Source organism: Nostoc sp. MG11, from assembly GCF_014904695.1.
In the GTDB taxonomy this organism is placed as follows: Bacteria; Cyanobacteriota; Cyanobacteriia; order Cyanobacteriales; family Nostocaceae; genus Komarekiella.
Map to the genome: position 1 here is coordinate 192,406 of NZ_JACXXN010000002.1, position 12,917 is coordinate 205,322.

8 protein-coding genes and 1 pseudogene are annotated in these 12,917 nt (G+C 41.5%); 2 read left to right on the forward strand and 7 right to left on the reverse strand.

Annotation, left to right across the window (positions count from 1 at the left end; all coding sequences use genetic code 11):
* Positions 1–121: 121 nt before the first annotated feature.
* Entirely contained in the window at positions 122–2,653 is a 2,532-nt protein-coding gene (locus HCR01_RS03470) for a PAS domain S-box protein (RefSeq protein ID WP_193194551.1), read from the forward strand.
* 8 nt (positions 2,654–2,661) lie between these two features.
* On the opposite strand, the gene HCR01_RS03475 is transcribed toward HCR01_RS03470, so the two are convergent.
* The 7 genes and pseudogenes from HCR01_RS03475 to HCR01_RS03505 all read right to left on the reverse strand — a co-directional run bounded on the left by HCR01_RS03475 (position 2,662) and on the right by HCR01_RS03505 (position 10,351).
* The gene (locus tag HCR01_RS03475) at positions 2,662–3,198 is read right to left on the reverse strand and encodes a DOMON-like domain-containing protein (RefSeq protein ID WP_193194553.1); all 537 of its coding nucleotides are present in this window, start codon (positions 3,196–3,198) and stop codon (positions 2,662–2,664) included.
* Entirely contained in the window at positions 3,195–4,316 is a 1,122-nt protein-coding gene (locus HCR01_RS03480; RefSeq protein ID WP_193194555.1) for a phosphotransferase enzyme family protein, read from the reverse strand. Before HCR01_RS03480 ends, HCR01_RS03475 begins: the two co-directional genes overlap by 4 nt.
* Before the next feature lie 124 nt (positions 4,317–4,440).
* Positions 4,441–5,027 (reverse strand): annotated as a pseudogene (locus tag HCR01_RS03485) (Uma2 family endonuclease).
* Between the two features lie 49 nt (positions 5,028–5,076).
* Positions 5,077–6,255: an AGE family epimerase/isomerase gene (locus HCR01_RS03490; RefSeq protein WP_193194557.1), complete on the reverse strand. Its 1,179-nt coding sequence runs from the start codon at positions 6,253–6,255 to the stop codon at positions 5,077–5,079.
* 114 nt (positions 6,256–6,369) lie between these two features.
* Positions 6,370–7,203, reverse strand: a complete 834-nt coding sequence (locus tag HCR01_RS03495) for a response regulator (RefSeq protein ID WP_193194559.1) — start codon at positions 7,201–7,203, stop codon at positions 6,370–6,372.
* A 158-nt stretch (positions 7,204–7,361) separates the two neighbouring features.
* A complete protein-coding gene (locus tag HCR01_RS03500) occupies positions 7,362–9,317 on the reverse strand; it encodes a scytonemin biosynthesis sensor histidine kinase (RefSeq protein WP_193194561.1) in 1,956 nt (651 codons plus the stop codon).
* An 863-nt stretch (positions 9,318–10,180) separates the two neighbouring features.
* On the reverse strand, positions 10,181–10,351 hold the full coding sequence (locus HCR01_RS03505; RefSeq protein WP_193194563.1) for a hypothetical protein: 171 nt from the start codon (positions 10,349–10,351) through the stop codon (positions 10,181–10,183).
* A 467-nt stretch (positions 10,352–10,818) separates the two neighbouring features.
* Here HCR01_RS03505 and scyA point away from each other — a divergent pair, with 467 nt between their 5' ends.
* Positions 10,819–12,702 (forward strand): scytonemin biosynthesis protein ScyA, encoded by a 1,884-nt coding sequence (gene scyA, locus HCR01_RS03510; protein ID WP_193194565.1) that lies wholly within the window; start codon positions 10,819–10,821, stop codon positions 12,700–12,702.
* Positions 12,703–12,917 lie beyond the last annotated feature (215 nt).

Below are 12,917 nucleotides of genomic sequence, written 5' to 3' on the forward strand. Positions count from 1 at the left end.
CCCTGAAAGAAGAGGCTAGTTTAATCCGGTTAGTGGTTATTATCACAGAATAAAAACCGCCAAACTGTCTATTGTGGCTTCAAATCAGATAACAGTAGCTTGTGTATCAAAGGGTCAAAGAGTGGATGAAACCTTAAAATCACTGCATACACCAAATTGTCAGCAAGATGCTATTAACTTGCTTTCAATAGTTGCTGTAAATTTACCAGGAATGATTTTCCAAGTTCTGCAACGGCGGGATGGTTCTTTGTTTGTCCTTTATGTTAGTTCTGGTTGTCAAGATTTGTGTGAATTAGAACCAGAAGTTATACAAGCAGACTTTCAGGGATTGCTCAAGCTAATTCATCCGCAGGATGTAAAAACATTTACAGAATCTATAACTGTTGCTATTGGTATTTTTTCACCTTGGCGTTGGGAAGGTCGCATCATTACGCCTAGTAGCATGAAGTGGATTCAATGTATTTGCCAACCCCAAAAACAAGCTAACGGCGATTGTCTTTGGGATGGCTTGGTCATGGATATTACAGACCGAAAACAAGCAGAAGAAAAATTGCGAGAGAGTGAGGCTCGCTATAAAGCAATTTTAGATGCTATCCCTGATTTAATGTTTCGCATCAGCCGCGATGGCAAGTATTTAGACTTGAAAAGTGAGGGAGCAAATATAACTCTTGCTAAAGAAGAAATAGTTGGTAAAAATTTGTGGGAGTTATTACCAAGCGATGTAGCGGCAATTAGCCAAGAAGCGATCGCTAAAACTTTGGATTCTGGAATTTTGCAAACTTATGAATATCAGCTACCTGCGCCTCTAGGAGTGCGAGACTATGAAGCGCGATTGGCAGTAAGCGCCCCAGACGAAGTATTAGCAATTGTCCGAGATATTACAGAACGCAAACAAGCAGAAGTTGCCTTACGTAATCTCGCCCAGAAGTTTTCTAAAGCTTTTAGTTGTAGTCCCGATCCTATTACTATCAGCACGCTTCAGGAAGGACGCTTTATAGAAGTCAACGACAGTTTTGTAAACCTTTCAGGTTATCAGCAAGATGAGGTAATTGGTCAAACTGCTTTTGAGTTAAGTATTTGGGTACATGAGAGTGATCGCTTAAACTTATTACAAGAGTTGCAAGCTACGGGAGTCGTTCGCAACTTAGAAGTTGAATACCGTCGCAAGTCTGGCGAGATAGTTACAGCACAGCTATCAGCCGAAAAAATTGATTTAGATGGTATCCCCTGCATATTAGCAGTTCATCATGACACCACAGAACGCAAGCAGGTGGAAGCGCAATTACACCTCTCAGCACAGCGCGATCGCTTGTTAACAGAAACCCTAGCGCGAATTCGGTCTTCGTTGAAATTAGATCAAATTCTCCAAACCACCGTAACTGAAGTCAGGCAATTTCTGCAAGCAGATCGGGTGTTTATTGGTCTAAATAATGCCAAGCTAAAAGGTAGAACTCTTGCCGAATCAGTTGATCCAAACTATCCATCAGTCTCAGGTTGGTCTACAAATGATCAAGCTTATCTGCAAGAATTGCAGAACTTATTAAAGACGAATCTTGTGCGTGTCATTGAAGATATAACTCAAACAACAATATCTGCGAAAGTGAAGGCACACTTTCAAAAATTTCAAACGAGGGCTAGCTTAACTGTACCAATTATGCTAGGTGACAAATTATTTGGTGCGTTGATTGCTAATCAATGTTCTGGGCCACGTAATTGGCAACCAATGGAAATTGATTTATTACAGCAGATGTCAGAACAGGTAGCGATCGCTATTCAGCAAAGCCTGATCCATCAAGAACTAGCAGAACTCAATACTAATTTAGAACATCAGGTGCAAGAACGTACAGCTCAGTTGCAGCAGAAAATGCAAGAAATTGAAGAATTGCACCAAGTAAAAGATGTAGTTTTACACACGGTTGCCCACGATTTACGAACTTCAGTCATGGGTAACTTGATGGTGTTACAGAATTTGCTCAAACGAGAACTGGGGACTGGGGACTGGGAACTCGGGAACTTGGGGCCCCCTCTGAGAATAAGGGGCAATGGGGACTGGGGACTAGGGAAAGAATCTGTTCAATGCCTAATCCCTGTGTCTTCTTCCATTATCGAGCGGATGATTCAAGGCAATGACCGCCAACTAACAATGATTAACTCATTACTAGAAATACATTCCTGTGAAAAAGAAGGTATTTCTATCAAGCGCGAACTTGTGCAATTTAGCACGCTAATGGAAGAAATGATCGCTGATTTAGAACCAATACTGACACAAAATCAAGCAACTCTGAAGAACTTGGTTCCTAAAGATTTACCGTTAGTAATGGCGGATACAAATCGGTTACAAAAAGTTTTGGCAAGTTTGTTGACTCATAGCTTGCAACACAATCCACCAGGATTAAATTTTACGATGAAAGCCACTTTTGAAGCAGGAATGATTCGTACTCAAATTCAACATAACGGTATGGCGATGAGTAAACTAGAGTGCGATCGCCTTTTTGATTTGTATGTACGCGAGCCTCAAGACTGTTGTTCTACAAGCATTGGTTTAAAAATGTATCTTTGCCGAAAAGTTATTAAGGCGCATGGTGGTGAAATTGGTGTCACTACTAACCACAAGCGCGGGTTAACTTTCTGGTTTACATTACCAATCAACTAAAGAAAACGTCATAACTCAATGATAAAACTATCTCGCTGGTGAAAGTCAGCCTCCGCTCCTCGATGAGTCAGCGCCCAGTAAGTCACCTCACCATCTCTATGTTTAATAACGCTGGTGATAGCTATTTCCCAAGCTTGTGCCGAGACAATTTTATCTAAATCGACATCTAAAGCAACTACTAAACTGTCGGCTTGATTCTGGACGCCAAACGGGAGCGTTATGAAAGCTGTTTCCTCTTGCATCCCTTGACGATATCCATCAAAGCGGTAAACATTCCAGTATCCGGCGGGAGATAGGTTGAATTCCCAGTACTGCTGAGAATCTTTTATACCCAGAAAAAATTCAAAGCATGTATCTTTCCAAAGTTCGTGCTTTCGAGCTGATCTATCTGATGCTGGGGCGATGATAACTTCCTTGAGTTCGTCGAAAAGCTTGTAGCGGATGGCTAGTTGATTAGCGCGTCGAGTAATACTACCTGTGATTTTCAAATCAGACAGTGGCTTAGTAGAGGGGAAAGGTTTTAGGGAAAATATTTGATCGTTCATTTCATATCCTGAATAATATTGCGAATCTGTGTTTCCTGGGATTCGATACTCTCAGTGAGTTTAAACTGAACGAGCGCCCTTGCAAGGTTGTGTTCTGAATGCTTGACCTTGAAGTAGACATTCCCTGCTAAATAGTCAGCAAAAAATCTCAGTCCTAATTCAAAGGCGATTAAACGAATTGCATCGTATATGTAGGTATAATCATTCTCCGTCAGAAACGCCTTTGCGACAGGGAGATAACCTTGGAGGATTCCCTGACACAATTCGGTGTCGAAATAAACACTTTCCCATTGCTCGGTTTCTTCTCCTGCGGGATTACAACCCGATCGCAAACAATCGCCAATGTCGTAATGTACTAGGCCAGGCTTAACGGTGTCGAGGTCGATCACGCTCACAGCTTGCTGAGTAGCAGTATCAAACATGACATTGTTAATTTTGGGATCGCCGTGCATTAGGCGTAGCGGTAGGTTGCCTGTGTCTTTGGCATTTTCTAGGATATGTGCAAAGGTCTGGCGATCGCTAACAAACTGCAAACAATAATTTACTTCCGAAGATAGATGCGGGCTAATTTTAGCCAGAACTTCCTTGTAGTGCTGAAGATAGAGCGGCGTAATATGAAAACCTTTGAGAGTGTCAGCGAGTTTTTCTGGTGGTAGGTCGCTAATCAAATTGTGGAACATCCCCAGAGCATAGCCGATTTCTGTGGCGTGTGAGCGATCGCGCATGGTGTCGAAAGACTGGGAACCTTTAATAAAGCTGATTGCCCGCCAAAACGACCCGTCAGCATCCCTCCAATGGTCTTGAGCATTCTTAGTCAATAACACGCGAGGTACTTCCCAGCGCCGATTCAGGGAAGCATTTTGTAACCTTTGGTAGACGTGCTCCGTGAAGATACGCATATTTTGCATCACAAGCTGAGGCTGGCGAAATACCTTTGTGTTGATGCGTTGTAAGACAAAATGTTGTTCTTCAGCAGAATCTAAGGTAACTAGAAATGTGTCATTTATATTACCGCTACCAAATAATTCAACGCCTGTAACCTTCCCCAGTTGTGCGAATTGGTCAGCAGCAATAGTAACCAGATTCTCCTCACCCTGTGTCTTGATATTTTCTGTCATGTTTGTGTACCTGCACTACTCCCCACGTGATTGCACAAAGGTAATAGGGGATATCGTAGCGTAAGTATTGCGATCTTCGGTTGAGTACAACGAGGTTTTAGACATCTGCTGCAATGTATCTAAATTACTTAGCCGCACTCTCTGGAAAAACCCGACTCAAGTCCAACAAAGCATCTTCAATCCAGGAATGGCCAAAGATTGATTAGATAGATAAATTTGCTTACTAAGATAGTTAAACTTACCTTGAACATTTTGATAAGGCTGACTGTAACGCTCTAATTGATAAGCATTTAAGTTGACAACCCAATAATCAGAAATTCCGGCTTCTGCGTATAGTTCTAGCTTTTTTGTTTGGTCGTAGATCAATGTGGAATCTGAAATTTCCACAACCAGCAAAATGTCTTCGGGGTAGGGATGATGAGCGAGATAATCTTCATCTCTTCCTCGTGCAATGACGACATCTGGCTCAGGTTCACTCTGATTAGGAAGGGTAACAGGATCTTGACCACGGATGACTGCGCGATCGCCCAAAAGCCGATCCAGTTGACGGCACAGTATAGAACTACACACTGTATGAGGCATTCCCTTTGCTAGTATTTGGATCAGTTCTCCCCTAATTAATTCAATGCGATCGCCCTCCTTCAAAAATCCAAGTTCAATCAATCGATGATATTCGTCTATTGTGAATCGCTTTGGTGTCACAACATTCATGGGACACTTATCAAATAGGTCTGTTTTCAATTTAGCTCCTCAGCAAAGATTAAACCGACTGCGCCAATGCCTCAAACTGCTGCCAACAGAGGTACAATGCACGCGGTACGTGGAAGCAGCCTTTCCATTTGCCACCTTTGAGGTTTAACAACACTTCTCCACGGCGATTGAGGTAGCCAAACCACTCACCACATTCTGGATCGGCAAAGTGTGACCAAGCGTAATCGTGCATTTTTTGATACCATTCACAACACACTTCACGCCCCGTTAGTCGATAACCCATTGCCAGAGCAACCAAAGACTCTAAGTGTACCCACCACAGCTTTTGATCCCACTCTAGTTGCTGTGGAGGATGACCGTCTGCATCCATAAAGTAATATAGTCCCCCGTACTCACTATCCCAAGCAAAATTCAGAATATTTAGCACCACATCAACGGCTTGGTTAATAGTTTTTGTGTCGTTTTTCCGATGAGCGATGTCCATGATAAACCACATCGCTTCAATACCATGACCAGGGTTAATTAACCTTCCCTCAAAACAATCAATATGGGAACCATCAGGAGCAACATTTTCGTACATCAGCCCCCGTTCTTGGTCTAGAAAATCGGTCATCACTTCCTGAACAGTTGCGGCCAAAACGCTTTCAAGGGTTTCACTAGATAGCAACCATTCCATTTCTAGAGTCAGGTTGGCTAAAATCATTGGCACTGCCAGTGCTTTCATCGGGCGTGTGCCAGGATAAGTTTTAGTATATTTGCCCTTTGGGTTATCTTGGCGGCGCAAAACATTTTCGTAAGCTTGCATCGCTACATCTTTGGCCCAATCTTCGCTAGAAGCAAGAGCGTATTGACTGAATGCCATTGCTGCAAAGCAATCAGAAAAGATATTGTAGGGCTGAACTAGGGGCTTACCTTCACGGGTTAGGGCAAAGTACCAATTGCCGTCAGCATCTCTGCCATGCTGAGCAAGAAAATTAGCACCGTTGCTAGCAATTTTTAGCCAAGTTTCACGTTTTTCTAGCTGGTTGTAAAGGGTAGAAAAAGTCCATACCTGGCGGTTTTGTAGCCAGATAAATTTGTCTGTATCATAAACCTTGCCCTTGCGATCGAGGCAGGTAAAATAGCCGCCTTGCTGCCAGTCAAGTGAGTATTTTTCCCAAAATGGAAGTACGTCGTTAAAGAGCGTGTTTTTATAAAGTTCAGCAAGCGCTTTAAAGTCGTACTTCATAAATATTCCTCCATTATCAGTGATCAGTCAGTCTCCTTAAATTTATAACTTCTTAATAGCTTCACAATAGTTTTTTGGAATCTGATTACTGATTACTGCCTACTTTAGGGACTCTCAGCATAAAGTTGCCTCTTTTTGCAATACAACCTGATGCTCTTTGCGCCAAGCATGGGGAGGTAAACCGTGATGTTGGCGAAACTGGCGGGAGAAATGACACACATTTTGATAGCCTAATGCTTTGGCAATTTGCTCAATTGTCTGGTTGTTATTTTGGAGTAAAAAGCGAGCACCTGCCATCCGGCGTTTGACAATCCAGCTGTTTACAGTTTCTCCTGTTTGCCTTGCTACTCGGTTAGTTAAGTAAGCAGATGAGTAACCAACTGCCTCAGCCACATCACACAAAGTAATTCCTTGGTGATAGTTAGCTTCAATGAAGTCGAAAACTTCTTTTAATTGAGGATCGCAGGGAAATATTGAGTCGGGAGGAGCAATATCTGAAGTCTGAGGTGCAGCTGTTGGCTTTGGAGTATTTAAAAATTGAATAGTCCACCAGTATTGGAGAGTAGCTTGCTTTTGCAGCCGGGTGGCGATCGCTCTGAGCAATTCGTCTAGTGTAGAGGGTTTGGTCAGATAATCATCTGCCCCTAACTCCATAGCTTTGCGAACCTCTGCCTTAGTGTCGCTGCCAGTGAGAAAAATGAAGGGGATGATTGCTGTTATAGGGTCTTCACGCAGCGTAGTTAAAACGCTATAACCATCCATATCGGGCATTATAATATCACAAATCACTAGGTCGGGTAAATGTTCTCGTGCTTGCTGGATGCCAACACAACCGTTTTGAGCGCCGATTGTATTAAAACCTTCAGCCTCAAGACCCTTTAAGAAAAGATTACGGGTAACGGTATCATCTTCAATTACAAGGATTTTTTTCGCCGATTCGTACATCATTTTTTCTCACTAGAACTTTTGGCGGGAAATACTTACCAAACTCTGTGCTGAGTATTAAGTAGGGAAGAGATAAATTTTTCATTTTTAAGAGTTATGAATATTCAGATAAACATAGTTAATAGTTAACAACTCAACACACACAACTCGGAACTGATATTTTATTTTGATAGTGGCAGCATGACAGTAAAAGTAGTGCCTACACCAACTTCGCTTTCCATAGCAATTTGACCGCCATGTAAGTCTACAAGGGTTTTGACAATCGATAGTCCTAGTCCAGTACCAGGTATATGATCGATATTGCTACCTCGATAAAATGGCTCAAATAGTTGTTGTTGATCTGCTACTGAAATGCCGATACCTCTGTCTTTTACCTGAAAAACTATTTTTCCATTTTCACAAGAAAGTTTCAAATCAATCACACTCCGAGACGACGAATATTTGATTGCATTATCAAGTAAGTTATTGAGAACAGACTCTAGTAGTTTTTTATCTACGTAGGCTGTTAAGCATTCCACTTGACTAACAAAATTTATTGGGTTCTGGCTACTGCTCATCTGCATCTGTGCTACTAAATCATTGCAGAACTGAACTATCTCAACTGATTTTGGCTGGAAGTTTATTTTTGCTGCTTCTGCTTTAGCGAAAAACAGAATGTCATCCAACATTTGGCTTAATTGTTCAACAGCTGTTTGAATGTGATCAAATAATGGTTGTATCTCCTCCTGTGTCCATTCATCCATGTGTCGCTTTAGTAAGCTATTAGAAAATGAAACAGTGTTTAACGGGGTGCGAAATTGATGGCAGACCATAGAAAGAAAGCGTGCTCTGAGTTCGCTAAGTTGTTTTGCTTGTTCTAAAGCCTGGTTAAGCTCTGATTCTGCATATTTGTAATCAGTAATATCAATACCTGCAATCAGTTCGACTGGGTTTCCCCCAAAATCCAGCACTCCATCCAATATCGCAACCGTGCAAGCTAACCAGCGCTCCGTACCGTTTTTTGTCAGAATATTCATCTCCTGGTATTCAAAGTTAGTCGCTTCACCCTGGTTTCGTACGTGTCTACGTTTTTTACTTTTGATCAATCGGCGAAGATCAAAGCCAGTCAGCAGTTCCTTTCTTGTGTAACCAGTTAATAGCTCTACAGCCGGATTTACGTAGCAAAGCCGCATACCTTGAATCAAGAAAGTGCTAGCATCTGTTGTTTCTGCCAAAGTTTGAAATCTAGCTGCGTTCAGCCGTAATGCTTCCTCTGTCTGTTTGGATTCAGTAATGTCCCAAATACTCCAAACTCTACCAATAATTTTTTCATCAAGCCACTGAGGTTTAGAGTAGTGTGCGAACACTCTGCCATCTTTCAATTCCAGAATGTCGTAGCTCTCGAAGTCAGACTGGCTGGAAACTTCCCAAATCATCCGACTAAAGGTTTCTGGGTCTTTAAGTTGGTTCTCAAAAAAGGCTTTGCATCGAGGACATTTTTTGGATAACATCAAAGACTCTGGGATCTGCCACATATCCACAAATCTCTGATTAAAGCTTAGAATATCTCCCTCAAAGTTAACCGCAACAATAGCGTTGGCAGTAGATTCAAGAGTAGAGCGAAGTATAGATAAAGACGTTTCAAGTTCTCCTTCCTTAGTCTTTAGTTTAGAAACTTCTTGTTGCAAATGGCTTTTAGCATCTCTTAACTCATCAACCCACCTTTGCATACTCATTTCTACTACTTCATCGCTTTTGTCACGAGCAAAGACACAGCTAAACTCTTTACCTTGGTGTTCTACACGAGTCATGGATATTTCCACCAAGAATATCCCACCTCCTTTTTTGCGATAGCGAGACTTAAAAGTAAGGTAATTCTGTGATTTGCTCTCTGACCAGTTGTGCAAAGAAAAATCTACATCTATACTATGCAGCGTCATCGAAAGTAATTCCTCACGGGAATACTCAGTCATCCGGCAAGCAGCATCGTTGACGTAGAGAAACTGCGCGTTTTCTCCTATACAAAAAGCAGCATCTACAGCTTGATTTATTAATAAATGAGCAAACCTCAACTCTACTTCTGGCTGTAGTGCCGATTGAGAGTTGGATCGAGCTAACGTATAGTCGTTAAAATTCATATCCCTACTCACTCCTTATAATAAAGTCCACACCATAGCTGTGAAGAAAGTTATAAGCACAACTTATCTAAAATCCTTAAATGCACATTAGACTGCTAAAAATTAAAATTTATTAGCATATCCCAGAATTTTTTTATGAATTGTGTTAACAAATCTTATTATACAGCAAATAAATGCATAATTAGACCCAAATTTCCTCGAAAAATTAAAACAATTGGAATCTGTTGTTGGTTTAAATAATTTGCTACGAGTAAAGGAAAATTGTAGCCAAATCAACAAGATTAATCCAAAATCTTGTTTAGATTTAGAACTGTAAAACGTTTAATTTATAGGTTAAGCAAGATATTCAAAATTGAGCTATATCTACATCAATTATGTGTGTGCATAGTCATTTAATGGTTAACTTAAGATGTGTTTGCCTGAGAATAATTCATATTTTGAATAGGCAAATTTTTTCAAAAATTTAATGTTCGTTAAATTACTCTTGCAGGGATTTAACTATAAAATTATATACTCAGTCATCTGCCATAAGAAATAGTTTAATCAAGGAATACTCAGTAAGTGCTTAAACATCGCTCTATAGAAATAGAGAATGTTAAGAATGTATGTTTTGAAGGGCACAAAAAAGCTAAATCAAGAAGTATTTGCTGACAAGAACAAAGACTGCCACGATATTTTGGTTCTGATCATAATATTTTAATTGAGATAATTTGTGTTGATGAGTTAGGTAGATAAACTTAGTGGGTTGACTTTTTTGAATAACAAAAACTAGCCATAATGAAATAAGCTAAAACATATTTGATTTCCATTTAAATAGCACCGACTTGGCACGGTGCATAGAAACCATGTCTTATCCTTGACACTTATAAATTAATATTTATTGTAAGTATAGTGACACAGCTTACTTGCGATCGCAAGGTATCAATCTCCAAAAACAGCCAAGTAAAAATTGTCGTGATCACAACAACAACAAAATTGATATCTTCATCGAAAGATTTTTCATTGCAAATATGTTCATGTATCTGTCCAGTCATCGCCAGGTATCAATTTACTAAATGACTGAGTATAAATTAGGACTACTGACACAACAGCAACAAAATTGACATCTTCATCAAAGAATTGTTCATTGTAAATGAGCCTTCACTTCATTAGCCATAGCCAGAGAACTATCTCTCAGACAGGCTCAGTGGGCAATGTAGCCGTCACAACAATAGCAACAAAATTGACATCCATATCAAAGGATTTTTCATTGTTAACAAGTCTTAATCTCTTATATTCTTGCTCTTAGAAGCACAGCCTTGATTGTCTTGCTTTTTTCATAAAGTTTTTCAATAATATTTCCAAAAGCATTAACTATCAAGCAATCAACTGCCTCTACCATCAGCCGAGCTTGATCATAATTGTAAAAAACAACAGAGTTGTTTGTATTAATCATTATCAAGTACTTAAGTGTAAACAAAAACACTGTCTATCTATTAGTTTCGGAAATTACGTAACAGAAATGAGTAAAAACTATACTGGCTCAACCTCTCCTTTAATCACTACTGAGCCATACAAGGAGTTGCCACCAAATAGCTATGTGGAATCTGCATCAAACGGTTCCCATCAGCTAGATGAATTAGAGAATAACAGAGGAATTCAGCCCTTTTTACCGAACGAAACAGCCCCCACTCTCGCAGTTGCGGATGCGATCGCTCAGATGTTGGCAACTTTAGGAGTAGGCTACGCTTTTGGCGTTGCTGGCGGTGCGATGGCAAGCCTTTGGAATGCTCTATCGAATAGCAGCATAGAGGTGCTGAACTTCCGCCATGAAGCAGGAGCAGCCTTTGCAGCAACCGAGGCGTACTTTGCTAGCGACCGCCCTACCGTAGTATTTACCACAGCAGGACCGGGGATTACCAACGCCCTGACCGGATTATTTGCTGCTCGTGGTGAAGGTGCAAAAGTAATTTTGCTCTCAGCTTGTACCTCAGCACCACAGCGCGGACGCTGGGCAATTCAAGAAACCAGCACTTACACATTGCCCAGCGGGGGAATTTTTACCCCAGGAGCACTATTCAACTATGCAATTACCATTGAATCGGCTGCTCAACTACCCCAAGTTTTTCGCAAACTTGCTCTGGCTTTAGCGCAGCCAGGCGGATTTGTAGCCCATTTGAGCATTCCCACCAGTGTACAGACAAGTTTAGTTGAGGATATATCCTTACCCAAACTAGATATTTCTGCTTTTGCGATCACTGCTCCCAAACAAGCGATCGCAAAATCTGTAGAATTATTATCTGCCGGTCCCTTCGCTATCTGGGTTGGCTTTGGTGCGCGTGACGCCGCAGACGAAATCCGCCAACTCGCTGAAAAAACTGGTGCAGCAGTCATGTGCTCACCTCGTGGTAAAGGTATATTTCCTGAAGATCATCCTCAATTTGTGGGTGTCACAGGTTTAGGCGGTCATGCTTCCGTCTTGACTTATATGGAACAGCAACCTCCACTACGCACACTCGTACTAGGAACCCGCCTTGGCGAACCGACTTCCTTCTGGAGTTCAGCAATGGTTCCGACTAGAGGCTTTGTACATGTAGACATTGACCCGGAAGTGCCAGGGGTTGCCTATCCCCACGTTGAAACCTTCGGGGTGCGGTCTGATATTAAGACCTATTTACAAGAACTTTTGCAGCAGTTATCAGATGCTCCTCCTCGTTCCACACCATTATTGCTACCTTGTCCAGAGCGTGAAGTAATCAAACAAGATATAGACTATCCAGTGCGACCAGAAGCATTGATGTCAGCAATTCAAAAGATTATTGTTGAGGGTAGTGACGCAGTAGTAATGGCAGAGTGCGGTAACTCGTTTACTTGGTCAACTCATTTGCTGCAATTTGCCCAAGCCAATCGTTACCGAGTTAGCACCGGCGTTGGAGCAATGGGTCACGCTGTCACAGGAGTTTTAGGTGCAGCCCAAGCGCGGAATGGTAAAGCTGTAGCTATTGTGGGTGACGGGGCAATGTTGATGAATAACGAAATCAGCACAGCCGTAAAATACAAGATTCCTGCCATCTGGATTGTACTCAACGATGCCCGTTACAACATGTGTCATCAAGGGATGAAAGTGTTGGGATTAAAGGGTGCAGATGCAACCATGCCACCAACCAACTTTGCCATGATTGCTCGTGGTATGGGAGCAGAAGCAATGGTCGTCGTCAGAGAGTCAGATATCGAAGCAGCACTAGAACAAGCGATCGCCTCAAACGTTCCCTTCTTAATCGATGTAGTAATTGACCCCGATCGCCCAGCACCTTCTGGTGGACGTAACAAGAGTTTGGCAGCCCAAGGAGTCAAATCAAATCAAGCTAAAAATTCCGCTAAACCAGTTTCATTCCCAGCAGTTTGATTTGAAAAAATTGCATATTTGTGCAGTTTTACTAGTATTTCTCTCTGCGCCTCTGTCTTGAAAAGTTTCCTACGGCGGGAAACCCGCCTACAGAACTTTTCGCTGCGTCTCTGCGTGAAAAAAATCAAGAATGAAGTATGAAATTAGAAGCAGCAAACTTCTCATCCTAGCTAACAACTACATTACAAAATCTGAGATCCTACTTTAATTTGTGA